Source organism: Rhizobium sp. TRM95796, from assembly GCF_025779995.1.
Taxonomy (GTDB): domain Bacteria; phylum Pseudomonadota; class Alphaproteobacteria; order Rhizobiales; family Rhizobiaceae; genus Rhizobium_E.
This window is the reverse complement of sequence record NZ_JAOXHE010000016.1, coordinates 52,098-75,634: the sequence shown is the minus strand read 5'-3', so window position 1 is coordinate 75,634 and position 23,537 is coordinate 52,098. Positions and strand designations below refer to the sequence as shown.

19 protein-coding genes are annotated in these 23,537 nt (G+C 62.5%); 12 read left to right on the top strand and 7 right to left on the bottom strand.

Annotation, left to right across the window (positions count from 1 at the left end):
- The first annotated feature begins 60 nt into the window (after nucleotides 1-60).
- Entirely contained in the window at nucleotides 61-1,614 is a 1,554-nt protein-coding gene (locus OCK01_RS24760) for a VOC family protein (protein ID WP_263826267.1), read from the top strand.
- Nucleotides 1,615-1,790: 176 nt separating this feature from the next.
- Here OCK01_RS24760 and OCK01_RS24755 read toward each other — a convergent pair whose 3' ends face one another.
- The gene (locus OCK01_RS24755) at nucleotides 1,791-2,720 is read right to left on the bottom strand and encodes an ATP-grasp fold amidoligase family protein (RefSeq protein WP_263826266.1); all 930 of its coding nucleotides are present in this window, start codon (nucleotides 2,718-2,720) and stop codon (nucleotides 1,791-1,793) included.
- A gap of 85 nt (nucleotides 2,721-2,805) precedes the next feature.
- Between OCK01_RS24755 and OCK01_RS24750 the strand changes: the two genes are divergently transcribed.
- Nucleotides 2,806-4,311, top strand: a complete 1,506-nt coding sequence (locus tag OCK01_RS24750) for a lipopolysaccharide biosynthesis protein (protein ID WP_263826265.1) — start codon at nucleotides 2,806-2,808, stop codon at nucleotides 4,309-4,311.
- A 31-nt stretch (nucleotides 4,312-4,342) separates the two neighbouring features.
- Here OCK01_RS24750 and OCK01_RS24745 read toward each other — a convergent pair whose 3' ends face one another.
- Nucleotides 4,343-5,458, bottom strand: coding sequence for a polysaccharide biosynthesis protein GumK (locus tag OCK01_RS24745; RefSeq protein WP_263826264.1), 1,116 nt, complete (start codon nucleotides 5,456-5,458; stop codon nucleotides 4,343-4,345).
- Between the two features lie 514 nt (nucleotides 5,459-5,972).
- On the opposite strand from OCK01_RS24745, the gene OCK01_RS24740 reads away from it, so the two are divergent.
- Entirely contained in the window at nucleotides 5,973-6,980 is a 1,008-nt protein-coding gene (locus tag OCK01_RS24740; protein ID WP_263826263.1) for a dihydroxyacetone kinase subunit DhaK, read from the top strand.
- Nucleotides 6,981-6,990: 10 nt separating this feature from the next.
- Nucleotides 6,991-7,629: a dihydroxyacetone kinase subunit DhaL gene (dhaL, locus tag OCK01_RS24735; protein WP_263826274.1), complete on the top strand. Its 639-nt coding sequence runs from the start codon at nucleotides 6,991-6,993 to the stop codon at nucleotides 7,627-7,629.
- A 95-nt stretch (nucleotides 7,630-7,724) separates the two neighbouring features.
- Here the strand turns inward: dhaL and ybaL are convergent, their stop codons facing one another.
- On the bottom strand, nucleotides 7,725-9,527 hold the full coding sequence (gene ybaL / locus OCK01_RS24730; protein WP_263826262.1) for a YbaL family putative K(+) efflux transporter: 1,803 nt from the start codon (nucleotides 9,525-9,527) through the stop codon (nucleotides 7,725-7,727).
- A gap of 77 nt (nucleotides 9,528-9,604) precedes the next feature.
- Between ybaL and OCK01_RS24725 the strand changes: the two genes are divergently transcribed.
- Complete coding sequence (locus OCK01_RS24725) at nucleotides 9,605-9,877, top strand: helix-turn-helix transcriptional regulator (protein ID WP_263826261.1); 273 nt, start codon at nucleotides 9,605-9,607, stop codon at nucleotides 9,875-9,877.
- A gap of 124 nt (nucleotides 9,878-10,001) precedes the next feature.
- Here OCK01_RS24725 and OCK01_RS24720 read toward each other — a convergent pair whose 3' ends face one another.
- The gene (locus OCK01_RS24720; RefSeq protein WP_182830014.1) at nucleotides 10,002-11,018 is read right to left on the bottom strand and encodes a LacI family DNA-binding transcriptional regulator; all 1,017 of its coding nucleotides are present in this window, start codon (nucleotides 11,016-11,018) and stop codon (nucleotides 10,002-10,004) included.
- A 167-nt stretch (nucleotides 11,019-11,185) separates the two neighbouring features.
- On the opposite strand from OCK01_RS24720, the gene OCK01_RS24715 reads away from it, so the two are divergent.
- From OCK01_RS24715 to OCK01_RS24700, 4 genes are read left to right on the top strand one after another with little or no spacing between them, the layout of a single operon-like run.
- Nucleotides 11,186-12,127 carry a sugar ABC transporter substrate-binding protein gene (locus OCK01_RS24715; RefSeq protein WP_263826260.1) on the top strand — a complete coding sequence of 314 codons (942 nt, stop codon included), beginning with the start codon at nucleotides 11,186-11,188 and terminating at the stop codon, nucleotides 12,125-12,127.
- A gap of 21 nt (nucleotides 12,128-12,148) precedes the next feature.
- Nucleotides 12,149-13,696 carry a sugar ABC transporter ATP-binding protein gene (locus OCK01_RS24710; protein WP_263826259.1) on the top strand — a complete coding sequence of 516 codons (1,548 nt, stop codon included), beginning with the start codon at nucleotides 12,149-12,151 and terminating at the stop codon, nucleotides 13,694-13,696.
- Nucleotides 13,693-14,685, top strand: coding sequence for an ABC transporter permease (locus tag OCK01_RS24705; protein ID WP_263826258.1), 993 nt, complete (start codon nucleotides 13,693-13,695; stop codon nucleotides 14,683-14,685). Before OCK01_RS24710 ends, OCK01_RS24705 begins: the two co-directional genes overlap by 4 nt.
- 9 nt (nucleotides 14,686-14,694) lie before the next feature.
- Entirely contained in the window at nucleotides 14,695-15,525 is an 831-nt protein-coding gene (locus tag OCK01_RS24700) for an N-acyl homoserine lactonase family protein (RefSeq protein WP_182830017.1), read from the top strand.
- Nucleotides 15,526-15,608: 83 nt separating this feature from the next.
- Here the strand turns inward: OCK01_RS24700 and OCK01_RS24695 are convergent, their stop codons facing one another.
- Nucleotides 15,609-15,860, bottom strand: a complete 252-nt coding sequence (locus tag OCK01_RS24695) for an ATP-binding protein (RefSeq protein WP_263826276.1) — start codon at nucleotides 15,858-15,860, stop codon at nucleotides 15,609-15,611.
- Nucleotides 15,861-16,094: 234 nt separating this feature from the next.
- Here OCK01_RS24695 and paoA point away from each other — a divergent pair, with 234 nt between their 5' ends.
- From paoA to paoC, 3 genes are read left to right on the top strand one after another with little or no spacing between them, the layout of a single operon-like run.
- A complete protein-coding gene (gene paoA / locus OCK01_RS24690) occupies nucleotides 16,095-16,736 on the top strand; it encodes an aldehyde dehydrogenase iron-sulfur subunit PaoA (protein ID WP_263826257.1) in 642 nt (213 codons plus the stop codon).
- Nucleotides 16,733-17,683 carry an FAD binding domain-containing protein gene (locus OCK01_RS24685; RefSeq protein WP_263826256.1) on the top strand — a complete coding sequence of 317 codons (951 nt, stop codon included), beginning with the start codon at nucleotides 16,733-16,735 and terminating at the stop codon, nucleotides 17,681-17,683. Before paoA ends, OCK01_RS24685 begins: the two co-directional genes overlap by 4 nt.
- Before the next feature lie 3 nt (nucleotides 17,684-17,686).
- The gene (paoC, locus tag OCK01_RS24680; protein WP_263826255.1) at nucleotides 17,687-19,885 is read left to right on the top strand and encodes an aldehyde oxidoreductase molybdenum-binding subunit PaoC; all 2,199 of its coding nucleotides are present in this window, start codon (nucleotides 17,687-17,689) and stop codon (nucleotides 19,883-19,885) included.
- 110 nt (nucleotides 19,886-19,995) lie between these two features.
- Here the strand turns inward: paoC and OCK01_RS24675 are convergent, their stop codons facing one another.
- Nucleotides 19,996-22,272: an FdhF/YdeP family oxidoreductase gene (locus tag OCK01_RS24675; protein ID WP_263826254.1), complete on the bottom strand. Its 2,277-nt coding sequence runs from the start codon at nucleotides 22,270-22,272 to the stop codon at nucleotides 19,996-19,998.
- A gap of 81 nt (nucleotides 22,273-22,353) precedes the next feature.
- On the bottom strand, nucleotides 22,354-23,430 hold the full coding sequence (locus tag OCK01_RS24670; protein WP_263826253.1) for a catalase family protein: 1,077 nt from the start codon (nucleotides 23,428-23,430) through the stop codon (nucleotides 22,354-22,356).
- Nucleotides 23,431-23,537 lie beyond the last annotated feature (107 nt).

Here is a 23,537-nt window from a genome sequence, read left to right as displayed (position 1 = left end):
TATTGATTATGTGCCGGTTGGACGGCCGCAGCCGCTTTTCGAAACATCTGGGAGACGACGATGTCGCAGGAAAAACATTTTGCCACCGGTATCCATCATGTCACGCTGGTGACACGCCGGGTGCAGGACAATGTCGACTTCTATGTCGGCTTCCTCGGGATGAGCCTTGTGAAGCGCACGGGCGGCTTCGAGGACACCGAGCAACTGCATCTGTTCTACGGCAACCCCGAGGCCGAACCCGGCTCCCTCGTGACCTTCCTCGTGTGGGAGGATGGCGCGCCGGGACGCGTCGGAAACGGCCAGGTCTCCGAAATCGCATTCTCCGTCCCCAAAGACGAGATCGGCCAGTGGGTGACGCGGGCGCTGACGCATGCGGTGAAAGTGGAGGGACCCAAGCAAGAGTTCGGTGAACCGGTGCTGCGCCTCAAGGATCCCGACGGGATCATCGTCAAGCTGGTCGGCTATGCAGATCTTGCGGCGTCTTCCGACGTGGCGGCGACGGGCCCGAAGGTTCATCGATTGAGGGCGGTGACGCTGTTGACGGAAACGCCGGAGGAGACGACGTCCTTCCTTTCACGTTTCGGCTATCGCTCCGGCCCCGCCGAGGGCAATGTCCGGCGCATGCTGTCGGAAACCGATGCTGTGGACGTGCGAAATGCGAATGGCTACGTTCCGGGTATACCGGGCACGGGTACGGCGGATCACGTTGCGTTCAGGGCTGCCGACGTCGCCGCGATCGAGCGGATGGAAACAGACATATCGCATGACCACTCCATTCAGACGACGATGCATGATCGGAAATATTTCACGTCGCTTTATGTGCGGGAGCCGGGCGGCACGCTGATCGAATATGCCACCGACGGCCCCGGCTTTGCGATCGACGAGGAGGCGGGCCGCCTCGGCGAGCAATTGTTCATGCCGCCTTGGGACGAGGCGCGTGCGGCGGATATGAGAGTCTTCCTGCCGCAGTTTTCGCTGCCGGGCCAACCGCGCATGCCCCGCCGGGACTTGCCGTTCGCGCACCGCTTCTTCGTGCCGGAGGAGCCGGGACGTGAGACCTTCGTTCTCCTGCATGGCAGCGGCGGCAGCGAGGGGGATCTCATGCCCTCGGCGCATCGAATATCAGCACGAGCGACTCTGCTCGGCGTGCGCGGGAGATCCACGGAAGAGGGCTCGCTGCGCTGGTTCCGGCGTTTTCCCGGCGGTCTGTTCGACCAGAAGGATATCGAGGCGGAGGTTCACGCTTTCGCCGCTTTCGTCGCCGGCGCCACGGAGAGCTATCGCCTGGAGGCGGACGAGATGACCTTCATCGGCTTTTCCAACGGCGCCAATTTCCTCGCTTCCGTCATGGCGCTTTACCCGGGTCTGATCCGGCGGGCGATACTTCTCCGCCCGATGATGGTGCTTGAAGATCCCGCGGTCGTCGACCTCGAAGGGACGCGATTGCTGTTGGTGAATGGCCGGCAGGATGCCGTGGTTCCTTCGACGCGACGCCTGGAGGCGTGGCTGGCCGCATGCGGGGCGAGGCTCACAGCCAGCTCTATCGACGCGGGGCACCAACTGACCGACGAGGATGTCGCGCTCGCGAGACAATGGATGTCTGAGAACGACTGACGTCGGCGGGGCGTTGGCGTGCGGCCGCGCCGACTTGATGGGCCCGAGGTCAGCCTTCCTGCATGAAGCGGCAAATGGCGGAATTGGCGATCGAAGATTTCAGAATCTTCTCTCGCGGAGCGCCGATCTCGCCACTTTCATCGTCAGACCCAAGGACCTGAAACCGCGACGATCTTTCAGGGAATTTCGAAAGCGAGCGTCCATTTGTCGCCGAGCCACCGATCATAGTCCGGTGGATCGAACCGCTCGAAGCCGCCGCCCGGGTAAAGCGTAAGTTCGCCGACTTTTATCCATTGATCGTCGGCATAGAGATCGACACGGACAAAATCGAAATCGCTTCCGAGCGTTTCGGCCACTCGCAGCATTTCCTCCAAGCGGGCCGGACGCTTCACTTCGCCGGAATAGAGAGGCAGATAGTCGGGATCATGGAAGGGCAGTTTCTCCCAGGCGGGACTGTAGTGGCACGCATAGCCCTTTCCCTCGACACGCATATTGACCTCGATATGCGACACCACGCCATTGAATGTGAAGACGCGATAGTCCCAGGGAATGCCCCCCTGGGTGCGGAGCATCTGTTCGATGACGATGCGGGGGCTGACCTCGGCATAGGCCCATTCGCGATTATAGGCCGCATGATCGAGCGTCAGCCATCGCGGCGCGGGATTGTCTGTGAGAAGATTGTCTATATCGCGCGCATTGTAGAGAAAACGCCCTTGGGCGCTGGCATGGGTCGGCTTCACCACGGCTGGAAGTTCGACGGCCTTCCAATCCACGTCCATCAGATCCGTCCCCACCCAATAGGAAGGGATCACATAGTCGCCGCCGACGCGTCGCGCGACGTAATCTTTCATGGCAGCCTTATCGACTACGACAGGAAAGAGCGGATTGCGGTCATGAAGCTTGCGCGCCTGCACCTTTTCGGTGAAGGTTTTGGGTTGCTTGAGATCCGGCCAGGCGCCTTTAATGACTCGATATTTGACGGCGATGTACGGGCGATCCGGCAGAGGCGCGATCAGCCGCCAGATCGCGTGATGGGCGAGCTCCTTCAGGGTTCTGTGCTGGTAGCCCGGAATCAGGAACGTCTCTTTGCGATCTGCTTCGGACATGCCGTCCCCATCGGAAAATCTCGGTCCGATCAGTGATGAGGGCGTTTTCTTAAATCAAAGTTAGCTTTTCGCGGGAAGATAGCGGATGTCCAGTATTTTGCGCTCATCCCTGCTCAATGTGGCCGCAACGGGCGTATCGCTCGGATGCGGGTTGCTCGTCAATATCGTGATTGCGCGCCTGCTCGGTCCCGCCGGCTCCGGCACCGTCGCCTTCATGCTGTGGCTGGCGATCGCCGCCGCCTCCATCGCCGATCTCGGCATGCCGCAGACCATGCTTCGCTACCTCGCAGGGGAGCCAGCGGATGGGACATGGAAATCGCTGTCTCGGGCGGCGTTCATTCGGCTTTTGGCCCCTGCCGCCCTTGTCATTGTCGCGTTTTCCGGCGCATCAGCTTTCGCCTCGCTTTTCCCGAACAGTGATTATGGCGCGACCATCTGGCTGGCTGCCGGACTTTTGTTTCTCGTCTATCTGCTCGCCGCATTTTCCGTCGCGGCGGCGCGCGGCCGCGGTCACTTCGCTGCGGCGGCCAAAAACACTGTGGTCGGCAATATCCTCCAGCTCCCCGTGGTGTTCGTCCTGGCCTGGCTGTTCGGGCCAGCCGGCGCGCTGTTGGGCATGGTCGTCCGATACCTCCCCCAGGCGGCCAATCTGCCGCGCTATATCGATCCTCTTTTCAAACGCGCGCGCGTCCTGGCTCTGCCGGCAGATTTGCGGCGCTATGCTCGCGGCATGTGGCTCAGCGATCTGGTGGAAATCGTCTTGTTGACCCGCGCCGAATATGTCGTGCTGGGTTTCATGCTGTCGGCGATCGATCTCGGACACTACGCCGTCGCCATCATCTTCGCCGGACTGATCGCGCAACTGGCGTTCCAACTCTCCTCCGCCTTGCTCGTGGGATTTGCGTCATCGCTCGCCGCTGACAACGCTGGCGAGGCCGCCGGCCTGCTTTACCGTCGGAGTTTTCGCATCGCCGCGCTCTGCGCCATGCCCGTCGCGTTGGGCGCTGCGGCTATCCTGCCTACGCTCCTGCCGCTGGTGTTCGGCGAAGCCTTCCTTCCCGCCATACCAGCCGCAGCCGCGCTGATGGCGGGCTCGGCGTTCACCGCGCTGACCGTGCCGCCCTGGGCCTTCCTCGCCGCCGGCGGGCAAAGTCGGCGGATCATGCATATCACGCTCACCTCTGCGGTTGTCCTTCTGACTGTTCTGCCGGGCGCGATCTGGTGGGGCGGCATCGAAGGCGCCGCGATTGCGCGTCTCACCATCGACGGCCTGTCGCTCGGCCTTCACATCCGTGCTGTGAAACGGCATGGCGGACCACTGCCGCCATTCGGCGCGATCTTCGCAACCGGAGTAGCGGCGTCGGCCACCGCCGGCGTCGCCTTCGCAATCGTGTCTTGGCTGCCCGGCGTCGCGGGCATCATCGCTGCGATAGGCGTCGGCGCCCTCGTCTATCTGGCGTCGGTTCGCGTGTTGCGTCTGGTGTCGAAAGAGGATGCGCTCCAGCTTGCGCAGTGGCGTCCGGGCGATCGATGGGGCGGCTCGTTTTTTGTTCGGCTGGTCGCTCTGGTCACCGGTCACAGGGTCGCCTGAGGCGGACCGTCGCTTTAGAAAAGCGTCAGGATCAGGCGAAAGCCGCCGCCAGGGTGCGTCGGGAGACTTCATCCCAGGTGAGAATGCCGGATCGAAGCGTCTTGCACCGCCGGAGAGCAAGAGCCCGTTCCACGATTCCACGCCAAGAATTCTCACCCATCAGTCGGTACTTGACCTCGTTGCCTCGAGCGACCGGCAGCGCATCGGGCATGACGACCGGTAGCAGGCAGTAGCTGTATTGCAGGAGTTTCAGGCTGGACTCGGCGAGATAGATCTCATCTCCGGTAACGCGGTAGGGCGCCAGCCCCAGATCCGCATGTCGGATATAGGGCGCTATGGCTTCGAAACTGCGTTCGCCATGAATACGGATGTTCGATGGCGCTTCGCCCTGCCAGTCGATGCCGAACAGATGAAACGTCACGCCCGGCGCGGCCTTTGCGAGGCTGCGGACCGCATTGCGGTCGAACAGCATGTCTCCGACGGCGACGGCATTGCGACTGCCCGCGGCGTAAGGCGATCGTTCCGCCGCGTCGAAAATCGTGGGGTCGACGCCTTGAGGTATGAATTCCACGCGTCCGCCCGCCGGCAGGAGTTCGGCGAGGCGCTGTGAAGGGACACAGATCCTGTCGAAAAGCGGCACGGTCTCGCGCTCGATCTCCTGCAGCACCGGGGCAGCGCCCACCGTGCGCAGCAGATCGCGGCAAAAATAGAGGGTTCGGGCGGCGGGATTGAGTGACCGCACCAGGGCGAAAAACGCAAGCGGCGTCCCGCTCTCCAGCACCACGAGATCTGCAGATCTGATCCGCTCGGCGACGAAGTCCGGCAGGCTGCGGCCATAGGCCCTGAACATCGGACCGCTCAGCGTGTTCAACGCGGAGCTCGCGCTGCTGAATGCATGCAGCAACGGCAGATAGGCGCCCGCATGGAGGCCCGGAGCGATCTCGGCATAGCGGTTGTTTTGTTGCTTTCGCAGCGCCCTGAACTGAAGAGCCTTGCGGAACATGCTCAGGCGGCTGTAGCCGACGGTGGTGAAATGCACCTCGTGTCCTTGCGCCGCCCATTGACGCGCCACGAAATGAACGCTCGCCTTGCGGAAACCATCAAGGAAAACATGCGACGTCAGAATGACGATCTTTTTGTTGTTCATATCCGGTCTTTGAAAATAAGCGTCGACGTCTTGCGTGACGGCAATGACTTCTATTTTCGGTAATCTTCCAAATTTTAGTTAAGAAACTCCTCAGGCCCCGACGATGTTGTATTTTACGTTGGGCTAACGGTTGAGAATCAAGCGGGCCGCTTTGCAGGATTTCTTCTCATGACGCGCAATTGACACCCTCGCCGGTCCCAAACTGGATGGGGAATACCGACGACTGCGGTTCGTGTCCGGCAGCGATCGTCAGTGACTGGTCATGGAATTGCGGATGGGAAGCGCCAGCCGACGCGCCGTACCGCCCCGGTCAGATTCTTTGAGTCCTTCTTGAAGTCGCATTGATAAAAAGCGCAACATCATCGACAAATGTCCGCGTGACTGGTTGAGGAGCCGCCAAGGTCACGCATCGCCGCTCATGGAGGGAGTGGAGTGCGGCATTTCAATCAGGTGCTGAATTTCAGGAAAATGCGGCTGGTGCGCGGTGGCGGTCGGTCGCATCAGGGGAGGCGTCATGCAGACCAAGAAGATCATCAATGACGGCGCAAACGCGGTCGACGAAATGGTGGAGGGCATTCTTGCCGCCCATCCCGAAATCCTGAGCTTTGCCGAGGACAACCGGCGGGCGATCGTCGCGCGCCAGGGGCCGCGGCAAGGCAAGGTCGGCATTCTCATCGGCGGCGGATCGGGCCATGAGCCGACTTTCCTCGGCTTCGTCGGCAAGGGGCTGGCGGATGCCTGCGCGGTCGGCAATGTCTTCGCCTCGCCGCCGCCCGATCCGATCATGGCCTGCACCCGCGCCATCCATGGCGGCGCCGGCGTGCTCTACATGTATGGCAATTACGCCGGCGACGTCATGAATTTCGACATGGCCGCCGAGATGATGGCGCTCGACGACATCGAGGTGCGCACGGTGCTGACCACCGACGACATCGCCTCGGCGCCGCGCGATCAGCGCGAGAAGCGTAGGGGCGTCGCAGGGAACTTCTTCATCTTCAAGCTGGCCGGCGCCGCCGCGGACAAGATGATGTCGCTCGATGAATGCGAGCGCGTCGCCAGGAAGGCGAACGACCGCACTTTCACCATGGGGGTGGCGCTGTCGCCCTGTTCGTTGCCGCAGACGCGGAAATGGAACTTCACCATGGGCGAGGACGAGATGGAGGTCGGCATGGGCATCCATGGCGAGCCGGGGATTGCCCGCGAAAAACTCGCCGGAGCCGATGTCATCGTCGACGCGATCATGGACCGCATGTTCTCCGAAATGGGCGCCGCATCCGGCGATAAGGTGGCGGTGCTGATCAACTCTCTCGGCTCGACGCCGCTAATGGAACTCTACATCATGAACCGGCGGGTCAGCCAGCGACTCGCCGAGGCGGGCCTCGACGTCTACAAGACCTGGGTCGGTCCCTATTGCACGTCGCTGGAGATGGCCGGAGCCTCGGTGACGATCCTGCATCTCGATGCGGAGCTGACGGAGATGCTGGATCATCCGTGCGACTGCGCCATGTTTCAGGTGAGGTGAGGGCTCCATGATGCAACTGACCGCCGCGGATTTCAAAGCCATGTTCCGCAGGCTTTCGGCCCGTATCGAAGGCGAGCGCGACCATCTGTGCGAACTCGACGGCCATATAGGCGACGCCGATCACGGCATCGCCATGGAGCAGGGGTTCGGCGCGATCGTGAAGGCGCTGGATACGCTGGCCGTCGACGCCGCGACGCCGACCGACGTGTTCAATACCGCTGCAAAATCCTTTCTCAACGCGGTCGGAGCCTCCTCGGGGCCGCTCTACGCCACGGCCTTCCTGCGCGCCGGCGCGGCCTTCAAGGGCAAGGAAAGCGTGGAGCTCGACGATGCGCCGGGGCTCATCGAAGCCATGGCGCGCGGGATCGAGGAACGCGGCAAGGCGGAGATGGGCGACAAGACGATGATCGACGCTTGGAAACCGGCGGCTATCGCCGTGGCGCAGGCCCGCGAGGAGAAATGGCCGGTCAAGGATGCCCTTTCGGCGGCGCGCAGGGCGGCCGAGGATGGCGCGGAAGCCACGAAGGCGATGGTCGCGAGCAAGGGGCGGGCCTCGCGTCTCGGCGAGCGGTCTCTCGGTCATACCGATCCAGGCGCGGCCTCGGCGGCCATCATCGTTGCTGAAATCTGCGAATTTCTCGATCGGTAAGACGCGGCGTCATCGGCGGGGACGTCCTTCACGCTGCGTTTCAACCCACCGGCTGGCCGCGCGAGCAAGACCTTGCGCGCGTCTATGCGGCTGCGTTACCGGGAGCTCGACGGTTTATCCTCTTCCGGCGCGGGCGTCTCGCCGCTGCCAGGCCGGTCGATCCTCTCTATCATGCCGCGGGCGATTTCGGATTCGCCCATGATCACCGCATCGGCGCCCAACTGGGTGAGATGTGCGACCTCTTCGTCCGAATGGGCGCGGCAGAGAATTCGGACCGCCGGATTGGCGGCGCGGGCCGTTTCCACCACATGGCCGGCTTCGAAGGCGTTGGGGATGGCGACGAGCACCACGCGGGCGGAAGCGAGATTGGCGAGCGCCAGCACATTGGGCGATGCGGCGTTGCCGACGATCACCTCGATACCGGCTTCGCCGAGGGCGCGAATGCGGCTTTCGCCATCCTCGATGACCAGGAAGGGCCGTCCGGATGCCTGCAGGGCTGCGCCGATGCGGCTGCCGACCCTGCCATAGCCGACCAGCACGGTGTGATCGGCAAGCGTGGTCGGAGCGACGTCGACCGCTTCCGACGCCGTTTCAGTCGGCGTGGGTTCGACGTCCGCCGGGGGTTGCTCACAGGTCGCCTTAGCGGCGCCGGCCCGCAGAACGCGCGTCTCCACCGCTGGACGCAGCCGGTCGCAGAGAAAGAAGACCAGTGGATTGAGGATGATCGAAATGATGGCTCCGGCGAGAATGAGGTCGCGGCCCTCGGTGGGCAGCAGATCGAGGCCGACGCCGAGTTCGGCGAGAATAAACGAGAATTCGCCGATCTGGGCCAAACTGGCGGAAATCGTCAGCGCCGTGCCCGCGCCGCGCCTGAAGGCGACGACGATGGCGAAGGCGGCAAGCGACTTGCCCAGCACGATGATCAACACGGTCGCGATAAGCGGAAGCGGTTGCTCGAGCACGATCGCCGGATTGAACAGCATGCCGACCGACACGAAGAACAACACCGCGAAGGCGTCGCGCAGCGGCAGGCTCTCCTGGGCGGCGCGATGGCTGAGTTCGCTTTCCGACAGGATCATGCCCGCGAAGAACGCCCCGAGCGCGAGCGACACCCCGAACAGTTTGGCCGCGCCGAAGGCGACGCCGAGCGCTATTGCCAGCACGCCGAGCCGAAAGAGTTCGCGCGATCCGGTATGGGCGATGCGATGCAGGATGGCGGGGATTACCCTGCGTCCGACGACCAGCATGAAGGCGACGAACGCCGCGACCTTGACGAGCGTGATCGCAATGATCGCGCCGATGCCGAGCTCGACATTCAGCGCTTCGCCCAGCAGTCTGGCGACGGAGTCATGCGACTGTTCCGGATTGCCGCTGGCGACGCCCGCCGCCGCCGGTATCAGGACCAGCGCCAGAACCATGGCGAGGTCTTCGACGATCAGCCAGCCGACGGCGATGCGTCCCCGATCGCTGTCGACCAGTCGCCGCTCCTGCAGCGCCTTGAGAAGAACGACGGTCGAGGCGACCGACAGCGCAAGGCCGAACACGAGGCTGCCGCCAAGAGGCCAGCCCATCATTGCGCCGAGACCCCAGCCCAACAGCGTCGCGAAGCCAATCTGCACGATGGCGCCCGGCACTGCGATCATGCGCACCGACAGGAGGTCCTTGAGTGAAAAATGCAGGCCGACTCCGAACATCAGCAAAATCACGCCGATTTCGGCGAGTTCGGCCCCGAGACTTTGATCGGCGACGAAGCCCGGCGTGTGTGGTCCGACCAGTATACCGGCAATGAGATAGCCGACGAGGGGGGGCAATCTCAGCCGGTTCGCCAGGGCTCCGAGAACGAAGGCGAATACGAACCCCGCCACCAAAGTCGAAATAAGCGGGGTCGCATGATGCATGGATCGTCCTCGAACTGGAAAAAAAATGAAAAGTCACTAAATTGGAGTGATGTTGACCAATATGGTTGAAAAAATCGATGAATCAAGACCGGAAAACATCTCTTCTGACCCCTGCGCTCTGCAGAGGCGCGCGCGCCATGCTCGACTGGACGCAGGCGGAGCTGGCTGACCGGGCAGGTGTGTCGCGCAGCACGATCCGCGACTTCGAGGGAGGACGGCATGAGTTGCATCGGGCGACCGAAACGCAGTTGCGCCACGCCTTCGAAGAGGAGGGCGTTCGAATGATGTCGGACGAGCGCGAAATAAGCATTTCGCTCAGAAATGCAGATACGGCGGACGGGTCCGAATAGGGTTGAGGCGCTGGGCGAGATGGCCGGTCCGCGTCCAATTCTCTATTCGACTCCATGGGCGCCGCCTCTACGCGCGCCACGCATGCGTCTCCCTATCGCATAGCCAGGGTCGCACCGCTCGCGCTCAGGATCTCCGCCGCGCCGGCGCGCAGCTTTCACCGACCACCAGAGAGGGCTGGAACACGACATTGCGAGAATCTGCGCCCGCGCCGCGATTGATGCGCTCGACCAGAAGCCGGAGCGCTTCGTTGGTCATGTCGATGACCGGATGTTCGGTTCGGGTCAGTCTCGGCCGCAATCCGCCGATGCCGGGAATGGTGTCGGTCGAGGCAATGGAAATATCGTCGGGACATTTCATCCCCAGATCGGCCAGCGCCCGCATGACGCCGAGCGCCATGACGCCGTTGGCGACATAGAGCGCGGTGGGGCCGTCCGGTTGGGTCAGAAGTTCGCGCGCGACCGAATAGGCGGTGTCTTCGCGAAACTCGCCGGATCGGACATGGGCCGGCGCCGGTTCGTGTCCTCGCGCTCTCATCGCTTCCAGCATGCCGTCCAGACGACCGCGTCCAGTGGTCAGATGCAGCGGACCGGTGATCGTGCCGATCCTGGTATGACCCAGATCCATGAGATAGTTGGTGACCTGACGCGCGGCGGACACATTGTCGATGGTGATCGTATCGGCCTTCTGCCCCTCCACCGTACGGCCGAACAACACGGTCGGCATCGGTTCGCCCTCGGAATCGCGTGGCGGCTGCGTGGCGGCGACATCGACGGGCACGAGAATGACGCCGTCGCAGGAGAGCATCTTGATGCGCGACAGAATTCGACGCTCGTTTTCGGGCTTCTCGTCGCTGTTGAACAGAACGAGCGAATAGCCCCAGGCCGCAACGGCCGCCTCCGCAGCCCAGACGAGGCGGGCGAAGAAGGGATTGGCGAGATCGGCGACCACGAGCGCGATCAACTGGCTTCGGCCGCGCTTGAGGTTTCGCGCCGCCAGCGACGGCGTGTAGTCCAGTTCGCCGATCGCCGCCAGCACGCGAGCGCGCAATTCCGGGCTGACATAGGCGGAGTCGTTGACCACCGCCGACACCGTCGCCGTCGAGACTTTCGCCCGGTTCGCTACATCTCGAATGGTCGCCATCAAACACCTAGCTAATCGTTTCGTTGGCAGAGATGCTTCAAATCAACGGTTTTGTCTAGATAAAATGCAGATTTCGCTTGCGCTCTCAACTGAAATCGAGAATGTTCGACGAAACGGTTAGCTAGTGTTCACTGAACGGAGCGAGCTTGTTTGGAGGAGGAACTGTCATGAAACTGATTTCATTGGGACTGGTCGCTGCCGCCATGAGCGTCACGGCCTTGTCGTCACAGGCGGAAGAAAAGCCGCTTCTCGGTCTGGTTTCCATCGCCGCGACCGAAGCCAACAATGTTCGTTACATCAATGGCGCCAAGAAGGCGGCGGAGGAACTGGGCTGGGAGGTCTCGGTGGTCGACGCCGCCGGCAGCGCCGATCAGGCCAATGCTGCAATTCAGAACTTCGCCCAGCGCGGGGCGCATGCCGTGGTCGATCTGGTCTTTCCGGCCTCGTCGATCGGTGCGGGCCTCGACGCCGCGAAACAGGCCAATATTCCTGTCGTGACCTGGGGCGGCGGCCTAGGCCTGACGGTGGCGGCGACGAACGGGTCGGGGGCGCCGATCGCCGAACCGGTGATCAAGAAGATGATCGAGGATCTCGGCGGAAAGGGTGAGATCCTGGCGCTCACCTATCGCACCGGCGAGGTTTGCCGTAATCGTGAAGCGCTGATGGACGAGATGCTCAAGGACCATCCCGACATCAAGGTGACCAAGAACGAAGTGCGCATCCCCGGCTATTTCGAGGATGGAGCGCAATATGCGAATGCGTGGCTCGCATCCCATCCTCCCGGTGATGAGAAGCTCGCGATCTGGGGATGCTGGGACGATCCCGCCATCGGCGCGATCGGTTCGCTTCGATCCCAGGGCCGCACCGACGTCATGGTGTATGGCGTCAACGGCAATGCCCAGGCGATCGAGAACATCCGCAACGGTCACATGACCGCGACCGCATGGGAAGACAGCTTCACCGAAGGCTACGAGATGGTCAAACTGCTCGTGGACATCAAGAAGGCGGGTGCGGACTGGCAGCCGAAGGCGGCCGAAGTTCCGGCCGTCCTGATCACCAAGGATACCGTCGAAGGCTTCCTGAAGGATCATCCGGAAGCAGTCCAGTAAGCCGACGATACAGGAACGACCATGCTTGCCTCAACATCGGAAACGAAAGCGCCGCAAGCGCCGCCGTTCCTAGCCGCCCGAGGCATCGCCAAGACCTATGGCGGCGTCAAGGCCCTCAAGGGCGTGTCCCTGACCGTCGGGGCAGGCGAGGTTCATGGACTTGTCGGAGCCAATGGCGCCGGCAAGTCCACGCTCATCCGCATCCTCGCCGGACTTGCCCATGCAGACGCCGGCGAAGTCGCGATCGACGGCCGAGCCGTCATGCTCGGCAATCCCGCGCAAGCCGCTGAACTCGGGATGAACTTCATTCATCAGGAACTGGCCTTCGTGCCCGGCATGACGGTGTTGGAAAACATCATGCTCGGACTGCCGAAAAAGACCCGGCTCGGCATGGTGGACTGGACAGCGATCGCGCGTGACGTGGAGCCGGTGGCGCGCCGGGTCGGGATCACGGCTTCGATGGACGCCGAAGTCAGGACTCTTTCGACCGCCGAAAACTGGCTCATCAACATCTGCCGCGCGTTGATCCGCAAAGCTCGGCTGATCGTGATGGATGAACCGACCGCCTCGCTGTCGGCGGCGGAAAGCGAAAAGCTGTTCCGCATCATCGAGGACCTGCGCGACACCGGCGTCGCCGTCATCTATGTATCGCACCGCCTGGACGAGATCCTCAGGCTCTGCAGCCGTGTGACCGTCTTTCGCGACGGACAATCGGTGGCGGTGATCGACAAACACGAACTCAGCCGCGTTCGGCTGGTCCATGCGATCGTCGGCGGGGAGGTCGAACAGGTCGAGCACGCCAGAGACGTCGTCCATGCCGAGACCGTGTTGTCGGTCAAAGGATTGTCCCGTTCGCCCCGGGTCGACGATGTCTCGCTGGACCTTCATCGCGGCGAAGTCCTCGGCATAGGCGGCCTGGTCGGCGCCGGCCGCAGCGAGTTGGTGCGTCTCATTTATGGCGCAGACCAGCCTGATGCGGGCTCGATGACCCTGGAGGGCAGGACCTTCGCGCCGGCCAGTCCGGCCGAAGCAGTCAAGGCGGGGATGGGACTGGTTCCCGAGGAGCGACGCGCCGACGGCTTGTTGCTCGCCAAGAGCGTCGCCTTCAACCTCCAGATCTCCAATCTGATGAACATCGTCAGGAGCCCGGCGCTGCCGCTGATTGACTATGGCAAGCGAAAGAATTTGTCGGCGCAAACGGTTCGGGATCTGGCGATCAAGACGTCGTCGATCGAAACCCCGGTCGGGCTGCTGTCGGGCGGAAACCAGCAGAAGGTCGTCATCGGACGCTGGCTGCTGAGGGCGCCCAAGATCCTGATTCTCGACGAGCCGACGCGCGGCGTCGACATCGGCGCACGAGCGGACATACACCGACTGATCCGCAATCTCGCCGCCGGCGGCATGGCGGTTCTGGTCGTGTCCTCCGAGCCGGATGAATTGCCCGACCTCTGCGATCGGGTGCTGGTCATGGCCGGAGGCCGCATCGTGCGCGAACTGACCGGCGCCAACATTACTCGCAATGCCATTGTCGAGGCGAGCTACGCCTTCGAAGGCAGGGAGACGACATGAACGACTTTGCGACCAACCGCAGGCTTTCCCCCGGCGCCAAGGCGGCTTTGGGCACCTTCGCCCGTTACGCGACGATCATCGGCCTCGTGGCGATGATCGTCGCCTTCTCGCTACTATCGCCGCGCGCCTTTCCGACGCTTTACAATTTCACCAATGTGCTGAACCAGGCGTCTCTCGCCATGATCATCGCCGGCGGATTGACGCTGGCCGTGATCGTGGGCGAACTCGATCTGTCGATCGGTTTCGCAGCCTCGCTTCACGGCGTGCTCGTAACGGGCCTGATCGTGTCGAACCAACTGCCCATTCCAGTGGCCATTTTGATTGTCGTGGCGCTGGGCGGTCTGATCGGCCTTGTCAACGGATTGATCGTGACGAAAATCAAGGTCAATTCGGTGATCGCGACGCTCGGCGTCGGCACGATTCTGACGGGGCTTTCCTTCGCCTATTCGGCCGGCGTGCCGATCACCGCCGGCGTGCCCGAGGCGTTTCTGCAGGTCTCGCTCGGACGCTGGCTCTTCGGCATCCCCAACAACATCGTCATCATGGCGCTGGTGCTGGGCGCTCTCTGGGTGCTCGTCGAGCGTACGGCGCTCGGTCAGGAAATACAGGCCGTGGGCGGCAATCCCTCGGCGGCGCGCCTCGCGGGCATCGATGTCGACCGCATCAAAATCCTCGGTTTCGTCGTATCCGGCATGTGCGCCGCGCTGACCGGCATCCTGCTCGCGTCGCGTCTCGGCTCAGGGACAACCAGCGCCGCCGATCCCTATCTCCTGACGGCCTTCGCCGCCGTCTTCCTCGGCTCGGCGACGCTGCGCGACGGCGAGTTCCATGTCTTCGGAACCTTCATCGGCGCGCTGATCATCGCCTTCGGCTTCAACGGGTTGAATATCTTTGGCGCGCCGACCTATTCGCAATATATCTTTCAGGGCGCTATCCTGATCATCGCCGTAGGTCTGTCGAGCCTCGGCCGCATCCTCTCGCAGCGATAGGAAACGACTATGACAAATCATTGGGACGTCCATGTCATCGAATTCGCCCGATCGAAGAACCAGCCGCTGATCGACCTCGTCAACGGAGCCTCTCCGGAGACGGTGCTCGATCTGCCGTTCGGCTTCGTCCTCGCGCAGAATGGCGAGCGAAACGTGCTGGTCGACACCGGTTTCCTCAACGAGGGGAGCGGCGCCGAATTTTCGAAGAAGTTCGGCATACCCGATTGGATTTCGCCCGTGAGGATGCTGGAAGAAATGGGCGTGAAGGCGGACGCGGTCACAGACATCGTTCTGAGCCATGCGCATTTCGACCATATGGGCTCGATCTCGGCTTTCACGAAGGCGCGCATCTTCATCCAGAAGCGCGAATGGCTGTCCTGGAACGAGGCGATGGCGCTGCCGCCGCAATACGGGTTCCTCACGGCCATCATCAATCCCGACGACATGCGCTCCGCATTCGATGCGGCGGTCGAGCACCGGCTGATGCTCGTGGACGGCGACAAGGACAACATCCTGCCGGGCATCCATGTGCGCCTCGGCGAGGGTCATACGCTGGGCCAGCAATTCGTGCTGATCGAGACGGGGCGTGGCCGTCTGGTCGCCGCCGGCGACTGCGTCTATTCCCGCCTCAACCTGACGGGCCACAATCACGATGGCGTCTATGCGCCGTTGAACAATGGCGTCGGCAGCATCTGGAAACAGCTCGAGACGATGGACCGCATCAATGACGAAATCGCCGGCGACATGTCCCGACTGGTCATGATGCACGACAATGACCGGTGGGGCCATCTGCCCCTCGTCAAGGAGATCGACGGTTTCCGAATCGTCAAAGCTTCATAATAGACGAGGCGCTCCGGAGGCGCCGACCTTCGGTCGTTTCTCCGGAAAACGCCGTGCTCGGCGCCAGCGGGTGCAGCGTCCTGTCACTCGACGGGTAATTCCAGCCGGACAAGCAGCCCATCGGGTTCGCGGTCGAGAAGATGCAGACGCCCGCCATGCGCCTGGACAATCTCCGCCACGATCGGCAGGCCGAGCCCAAAGCCGTCATTCGGTCCGTGTCGTGCGGCATCGGCCTTGATGAAGGGCTCAAGCACCCGCTTCTTGTCGGACCCGCCGATGAAATCCGGGGATTGCTCTGATACTGGAGCTGGCGACGCAGCGGATTGGTCTTCCACCCGTCGAAGCGCAGTTTCCGCTGCCCGTTCGTCGCCACGAACAATCTCTTAGTTGGCCTACAGTTGACGATGGAGACGTCGGCGCGGACAAAGCCCTGCGAGGCGCGCCATCGTGGGTTTGTCACGCCAGTTCGACGCAAATTTTCGCCTCTCGGAGGAACCGATCGACCATTGACGGATTGCTTATTGCGAGCGCGCGGTCCGCAAGGCGACTTGCGCTGCAAGGGAGCCTCGATGCCAAATTCATCCATCCTCGAAATTTCCAGGAGACATCTCATGGTCGGCGCCGCATCAGTTTCTGTCGCCGCGAGCAGCGGGGTCGCCCGCGCCTATGGCGAGAGCCGAACCGCTGCCGAAGATCGGCTAAAAAGTGAAGTTCGCCTGACGGTCAATGGGTCGCATCATGATCTCGCTCTCGACAACAGGGTGACGTTGCTCGATGCGCTGCGGGAACATCTGCATCTGACCGGAACCAAAAAGGGCTGCGATCATGGCCAGTGCGGCGCATGCACCGTCATGGTCAATGGCCGTCGTATCAATTCCTGCCTGTCGCTCGCCGTGATGCATGACGGGGACGAGGTGACGACGATCGAAGGACTGGGCCAGCCCGGCGATCTGCATCCCATGCAGGCGGCGTTTTCGAAGCATGACGGATTTCAATGCGGCTATTGCACGCCCGGGCAGATCTGTTCCTCGGTCGCCGTGCTCGAAGAGATCAAGGCGAACATCCCGAGCCATGTGACGGCCGATTTGGGCGTCGCCGCCAAATTGACCGAGGATGAAATTCGCGAACGCATGAGCGGCAATATCTGTCGATGCGGAGCCTATTCCAACATTCTCGACGCAATCATGGATGTGGCGGAGGCGCGCGCATGAGAGAGTTTTCCTACGAGCGGGCCTCTTCGGTCGAGGCCGCAGCCAAGGCGGCGGCGTCGAATCCCGACGCAAAATTCATAGCCGGCGGCACCAACCTCCTCGATCTGATGAAACTCGACATCGAGACGCCCAAGCATCTGATCGACGTCAACGGATTGGGCCTCGACAAGATCGAGAAAGTCGAGAATGGCGGTCTGCGGATCGGCGCGTTGGTGCGCAACACGGATCTCGCCGCCCACGACATCGTGCGCCGCGATTACGCGCTGCTGTCTCGCGCGCTGCTGGCCGGCGCATCCGGTCAGTTGCGCAACAAGGCGACGACAGCGGGCAACCTCCTGCAACGCACACGCTGTCCTTATTTCTACGACACCAACCAGCCTTGCAACAAGCGCAAGCCCGGCAGCGGCTGTTCGGCAATCGGCGGATATTCGCGGCAGCTGGCCGTCATCGGGGGCAGCGACGCCTGCATCGCGACCAATCCGAGCGACATGTGCGTCGCGCTCAGAGCGCTCGATGCGATCGTCGAAACCGTCAAGGCCGACGGTTCCCGGCGCTCGATCCCGATCACGGATTTCCATCGACTTCCCGGCGACACGCCGCATATCGAAACGGTCTTGGAAGGCGGCGAGATCATTACGTCCGTGCTGCTTCCGCCAGCGATTGGCGGCAAGCAGATTTACCGGAAGGTGAGGGACCGCGCGTCCTACGCCTTCGCGCTTGTTTCGGTCGGCGCGATACTCCAGCCCGATGGAACGGGCCGAGTGGCGGTCGGCGGGATTGCGCCGAAGCCCTGGCGTCTGGATGCCGCGGATCGCGCGTTGCCCGAAGGCGCCGGGCCGGCGGCTCGGGCGTTGCTGGCCGATGCTCGCCCCACCGACGACAACAGGTTCAAGGTCGATCTCGTCGAGCGCACGCTCAGTGCGGTGATCGCTGCAGGAAGGATTTGAGGCATGAAGTTCGAAACGCCTGCGACCGAAAACCCCATCGACCGCCTTCGCTTCGTCGGCAAGCCTATCTCCCGCATCGATGGTCAGCTCAAGACCACGGGCCGGGCTAAATACGCCTATGAATGGCATGACCCGGATATCGCCTATGTCTACGGCTATCCGGTCGGCGCATCGGTCCCCAAGGGACGCATTCTCTCGATCGATGGATCGGCGGCAATGAAATCGCCCGGTGTTCTCGGCGTCATCTCCACCCTGGATTTCAACGATCTGAAAAAGGGTAAATTGAACACAGCCCGACTGTTCGGCGGTGGCGAGGTTCAGCACTATCACCAGGCGGTCGCGGTCGTCGTGGCCGAGACATTCGAGCAGGCCCGTTCCGCGGCCGCCCTGATGAAGGTCGATTATGCGGAAGAGCGTGGCGCCTTCGACCTGGCGCAAGCAAAGCCGAAGGCGGAGAAACCCGATGAGTCCGACAAGCCGGATACGGCGGTCGGAGATTTCGACGCGGCCTTCAAGGCCGCGCCCGTCACGCTCGACGAGACCTATACGACGCCGGATCAGTCGCACGCCATGATGGAGCCGCACGCCTCGATCGCCGCATGGGACGGGGAAGACCTCACGGTCTGGACCTCGAGCCAGATGATCGATTGGTGGCGAACGGACCTCGCGACGACGCTGGCCATGGACAAGGACAAGGTGCACATCATGTCGCCCTTCATCGGCGGCGGTTTCGGCGGCAAGCTTTTCCTTCGAACGGATGCCGTGCTCGCCGCGTTGGCGTCGAAGAAAGTCGGACGTCCGGTGAAGGTCGGACTGCCGCGCCCGATGATCATGAACAACACGACCCACAGACCGGCGACGATCCAGCGCATCCGGATCGGCGCGGGCGAGGACGGAAAGATCACCGCGATCGGCCATGAGAGCTGGTCCGGCAATCTTCCCGGCGGCAGCCTGGAAACTGCAGTCAACCAGACCCGGCTTCTCTATGCCGGCGCCAATCGGATGACGGCGATGCGGCTTGCGACCCTCGATCTCCCCGAGGGCAACGCCATGCGCGCGCCTGGAGAAGCTCCCGGCCTGATGGCGCTGGAGATCGCCATCGACGAAATGGCCGAAAAGCTCGGTATAGATCCGATCGCCTTCCGCATCGCCAACGACACGCAAGTCGATCCGGAAAATCCCGAGCGTCCTTTCTCGCACCGCGATCTGGTCGGATGTCTCGAACTGGGCGCGGATCGTTTCGGATGGAAGGATCGCCCTGCGGTCGCCTCGCGGCGCGACGGCGATCTGATGATCGGCTACGGCGTGGCGGCGGCGTTTCGCGACAATCTCGTAATGCCGTCGGGCGCCCGCGTGCGCCTCGGCGCCGACGGCTTGGTCACCGTCGAGACGGATATGACCGACATCGGCACGGGCAGCTATACGATCATCGCACAGACCGCAGCCGAGATGCTGGGCGTCGAGATCGACAAGGTGGCCGTGCATCTCGGTGATTCCCGCTTTCCGGTCTCTGCGGGCTCCGGTGGTCAGTTTGGCGCCAATTCCTCGACTTCGGGCGTTTACGCGGCCTGCGTGAAACTCCGCGATGCGGTGGCCAGCAAGCTCGGGTTCAATTCCGGCGACGTCGTGTTCGAGAACGGCCAAGTCCGCTCGGGCAACCGGTCCGAAGCGCTCGCGCAAGCGGCCGTCGACGGCGAGATTGTCGCCGAAGACAGCATGGAATGGGGTGATCTGACCAAGACGCACCAGCAATCCACCTTTGGCGCGCATTTCGTCGAGGTCGGCGTCGATGTCTACACCGGCGAAACCCGCGTACGTCGTATGCTCGCCGTCTGCGCCGCCGGTCGCATCCTCAACCCGGTCACGGCGCGCAGCCAGGTGATCGGCGCAATGACCATGGGCGTCGGCGCGGCCCTGTCGGAGGAACTCGCGGTCGACGCCGGCCGCGGCTTTTTCGTCAACCACGATCTCGCGGGTTACGAGGTTCCGGTCCATGCGGACATACCGCATCAGGAGGTCGTCTTCCTGGATGAGACCGATCCTTACTCTTCGCCGATGAAAGCCAAGGGCGTCGGCGAACTCGGCCTGTGCGGCGTGTCTGCGGCGATCGCCAATGCGATCCATAACGCGACCGGCATTCGCGTGCGCGATTACCCGGTGACGCTGGACAAGCTGTTGGAGGGCATGCCTTCGCTCGGATGAAGGCTGCATACGCCTCGCGAAGTCCTGCGCCGGCAATGTCTGCGGATTGGCTGAGCCCTGAAACGACAAAGCCGCCGACGCGCGAGCGCCGGCGGCGTTTTCATACCTGCTTACGGCTCGATGCGAACCGGCACAGCCTTGGAGGCGGGCGTTTTGGACATTTCGTCATGGTGGTCTATCGCCACGAGGACGTTGGCCTCGGGATAATAGGCGCCGATCGTTCCAGGCGGAAGCGTGTGACGGGTGACCCGCAGACCGGGAAGGGCGCGGCGTACGCCATCCTCGAAATCGCTGAAGAGGGTGACGATCTGGCCTTCCGTCAATCCGGCGGACCGGATGTCGTCGTCGCACATCAGCACCACGTCACGCGTGCCTTCGATACCGCGGAAGCGATCGGAATAGCCGTAGATGGTGGTGTTGAACTGATCGTTGGAGCGCAGGGTCATCAGGCGGTAGCGGCCGGGGGCGTCGGCGAAAGCGAGCGCGTTCAGCCGATCCGGCGTCGTGAAGACGGCCTTGCCTTGCTCCGTCTTCCAGACGCGCTCACGCGCCGCATTGCCGCGGTAGAAGCCGCCCGGTTGGAACATGCGCGCGTTGTAAGCCTTGAAGTCGCCCGGATAGGTCGCCTCGATCAGATCGCGGACCAGGCTGTAGTCTGACGTCCAATCATCCCAAGTCAGTCTCGGGTTCGCAGCCACCGAGGCCTTGGCGATGCCGGCAACGATCGCCAATTCGCTTTTCAAATGCTCCGACGCCGGCGTCCTTTTGCCGGTGGAGGCCGAGATGTGGGAGAAACTGTCCTCCGTGGTGACCGATTGCACTCCTGTCGCCTGTTCGTCCCGCTCGAAGCGCGACAGGCAAGGAAGGATATAGGCGGACTTTCCCGGAAAAAGATGGCTGCGGTTCAGCTTCGTCGAGACCATAACCGTAAGGTCCTGGGCGGCCCAGCACCGTTCCATCGCCTCCTGGTCCGGCGTGGCGCGGACGAGATTGCCGCCGAGCGAAATGAAAGCCTTGATCTTGCCCGACATCAAGCCCTTGACCGCATCGACGATCGTCGTTCCGTCTTCAGTCGGCGGATCGAAGTCGAACAAGGTCTTCAGCCTGTCCATCGGGATCAGTTTGGTTTTTTCGGCGATCCCGACGGTGCGCTGTCCCTGGACGTTCGAATGCCCTCGCACGGGACAACAGCCAGCGCCCTCGCGACCGATATTGCCGCGCAACAGCAGGAGATTGACGACCATGGCAATGTTGATCGCGCCTTGGGAGTGTTGGGTGAGACCCATGCCATAGACGCCGATTACGCGTTCCGCCTCGATGTAGATTTCGCCTGCGCGCCGAAGCGCGGCCTGCGACAAACCACTTTCCCGCTCGATCGCATGCCAATCCGTCGAGCGCACGAGTTCGATGAAGTCGTCGAAGCCGGTCGTGTGTTCCGCGATGAAGGCGACATCGATGATCCGCGGCAGGTTCCGGGCCAGAGCGTCGTCGTCGGCTTCGATCACGACTTTGCAAAGGCCGAGAATGGCGGCGATGTCGCCGCCGGCGCGGACCTGCAGATATTCGTCCGAGATCGGGGTTTCACGACCGGTCAGCATGTCGAATGGATTTTGCGGATTGACGAAGGAGACGAGACCCTGCTCGACCACTGGATTGAACGTCACGATCTTAGCGCCGCGCTGCTTGGCCTCCTGAAGCGGATGAAGGAATCGTGGACTGTTCGAGCCGGGATTCTGGCCGAAAAAGAAGAAGGCGTCGGCCTTTTCCAGATCGTCCCAGACCACGGTGCCGACCGGAGACCCGATGACCTTGTTGAGGCCCACCGAGGTGGTCTCATGGCACATGTTTGAGCTTTGCGGGAGGTTGTTGTTGCCATAGGTGCGGGCAAGAAGCGCATAGAGATAGGAAGCTTCGAGCCCGGCATGGCCCGAGGCGTAGAAGACGACGCTGTCGCGCGGCAGTGATTTCAAGGTCGCGCCAATGTCTGCGAAAGCGTCTTCCCAGGACACGGCTGCATATCGATCCGTTTCAGCGTCGTAGCGCAGCGGATGGGTCAACCTGCCGGTTTGCTCGAGATCGTAATCCTTCCAGCTTCGCAGCTCCGCAACCGTGTGAACACTCCAGAACTCTGGTCCGCAGCGGGCGCCGGTGAGATCCGAGAGCGTGGCTTTCGCGCCGTTTTCGCAAAACTCGAACGCTCTGTAATTGGCCGGTTTCGGCCAGGCGCAGGACACGCACATCACGCCGCCGGGTTTGTTCATCCGCCAAATGTCTTCGACGACGCCCGCCGGCGGATGCGTGTCGCTTGCGATGCGGGCGAGTGACGTAAGTGAGCCCCAGCCTCCGGCCGGGCCTTCGGATTCAGGGTTGGCGATGGCGTCGGTCATGATGAATTTCCCATTGAGGGTGCAAAAATGATCGACAGCGCCTCGCGTGGCGAAGGCGCTGTCGGAGCGTTTGGCGCAAACTTAGCGGGCGGGTTCGTGGAAAGGACAGCCGTTGAAGCGGGCCCGAAATTCGGCGGAATGGCGATAAGTCTCTTTCCTCGCCCGATTGATGCCGCCGAGCGGCTGGTGATCGAGGAGGCCCGTCCAAACGCTGAACCGCATTTCCTCATCGACTTTTTGAACGATATCGTCGCGCCAGCTGTCTTGAGGTCCCGCCTCTATCGTCGCGACGGTGACGAAAGGCGCGTCGTCCTCCTTCCACTCCACCGTCGGGTCTTCGACGGGATGCGCGGCGAGATCGCGACAAAGCTGAACTTGAAATTCCCAGACGCCATGCGTCGTCCTCATCTCGGACTGCACCGTCTCCCGAATGGCGTTTTCACGATCCCTGGCGTCGATATCCGCGCCTGTGCGCCTGGTGAGGTCCGGCGAGACGGGCTTGAGGCGGAATTTGGCGATGTAGTCGCCATAGCGAAACGGCGTGACGCTGAAATAAGTCTCTCCGAGCGGATCGGAATTCGGCGCGCCGCCCAACCCGGCAATCGTCGGGCTGGAGACGCCGACCGCTTCGAGGCCCATGTTGACTGTCTGCAACACGGTCGACATCACGGTCTTGGTCGTCTCCATCCGGTCCGTCGTCTTGGCGAGAAGCTTCAGGCTCGACAGGAATTTCTCAGGCGTCGGCGCTTGAAAGATCGGACCGTTGACCATGATGAAGTCCTGCGTCCGGCCATCGGCGTCGGGAAGCCGGGCGCCGTCGACATCGAGAACTTTCAGCGCCAGCCCACGCGGCAGCGACACGGCGTCGGGCAGGATATCGCCAGCGTTGGTGGAAAGGCGCATGAAAACGCGATGTTCCCCGGGCTTGGCGAACAGACCCTGTGCGAGTTCGGGGGGAAGTCCGGCCGCAATGCGCATGACGCCCTCGATCACGCCATGCGCTTTCGCATGCACGGAACGGACGGCGTGACCATAATCTTTGGACGTCGTCTGGAGAATGATGTCGAACTGGTCGATGAGGGCGGCGATGGTCTCCCCCTCGTTCGGTTGGATCGTTTCGACGCCGGGGGCGTAGCGGACGGGGAGTGGAAGTGACATTGGCGCTCCTGTCAAAAACCCGAAACGCGGTCGCGCGCGGCGGGTTCCTGCCAGCGATGTAATGACGCCGCCGCCCTCCGCTCGGGCGTCAACTGCGCCATTTTATG

Coding starts and splice junctions, on each gene's coding strand:
- OCK01_RS24750 (WP_263826265.1), top strand. CDS start 2,806: ATGTCCAGTATTTTGCGCTCATCCCTGCTCAATGTGGCCGCAACGGGC.
- OCK01_RS24685 (WP_263826256.1), top strand. CDS start 16,733: ATGAGAGAGTTTTCCTACGAGCGGGCCTCTTCGGTCGAGGCCGCAGCC.
- paoA (WP_263826257.1), top strand. CDS start 16,095: ATGCCAAATTCATCCATCCTCGAAATTTCCAGGAGACATCTCATGGTC.
- OCK01_RS24745 (WP_263826264.1), bottom strand. CDS start 5,458: ATGAACAACAAAAAGATCGTCATTCTGACGTCGCATGTTTTCCTTGAT.
- ybaL (WP_263826262.1), bottom strand. CDS start 9,527: ATGCATCATGCGACCCCGCTTATTTCGACTTTGGTGGCGGGGTTCGTA.
- OCK01_RS24675 (WP_263826254.1), bottom strand. CDS start 22,272: ATGACCGACGCCATCGCCAACCCTGAATCCGAAGGCCCGGCCGGAGGC.
- OCK01_RS24715 (WP_263826260.1), top strand. CDS start 11,186: ATGAAACTGATTTCATTGGGACTGGTCGCTGCCGCCATGAGCGTCACG.
- OCK01_RS24740 (WP_263826263.1), top strand. CDS start 5,973: ATGCAGACCAAGAAGATCATCAATGACGGCGCAAACGCGGTCGACGAA.
- OCK01_RS24760 (WP_263826267.1), top strand. CDS start 61: ATGTCGCAGGAAAAACATTTTGCCACCGGTATCCATCATGTCACGCTG.
- OCK01_RS24710 (WP_263826259.1), top strand. CDS start 12,149: ATGCTTGCCTCAACATCGGAAACGAAAGCGCCGCAAGCGCCGCCGTTC.
- OCK01_RS24720 (WP_182830014.1), bottom strand. CDS start 11,018: ATGGCGACCATTCGAGATGTAGCGAACCGGGCGAAAGTCTCGACGGCG.
- dhaL (WP_263826274.1), top strand. CDS start 6,991: ATGCAACTGACCGCCGCGGATTTCAAAGCCATGTTCCGCAGGCTTTCG.
- OCK01_RS24700 (WP_182830017.1), top strand. CDS start 14,695: ATGACAAATCATTGGGACGTCCATGTCATCGAATTCGCCCGATCGAAG.
- paoC (WP_263826255.1), top strand. CDS start 17,687: ATGAAGTTCGAAACGCCTGCGACCGAAAACCCCATCGACCGCCTTCGC.
- OCK01_RS24725 (WP_263826261.1), top strand. CDS start 9,605: ATGAATCAAGACCGGAAAACATCTCTTCTGACCCCTGCGCTCTGCAGA.
- OCK01_RS24670 (WP_263826253.1), bottom strand. CDS start 23,430: ATGTCACTTCCACTCCCCGTCCGCTACGCCCCCGGCGTCGAAACGATC.
- OCK01_RS24705 (WP_263826258.1), top strand. CDS start 13,693: ATGAACGACTTTGCGACCAACCGCAGGCTTTCCCCCGGCGCCAAGGCG.
- OCK01_RS24755 (WP_263826266.1), bottom strand. CDS start 2,720: ATGTCCGAAGCAGATCGCAAAGAGACGTTCCTGATTCCGGGCTACCAG.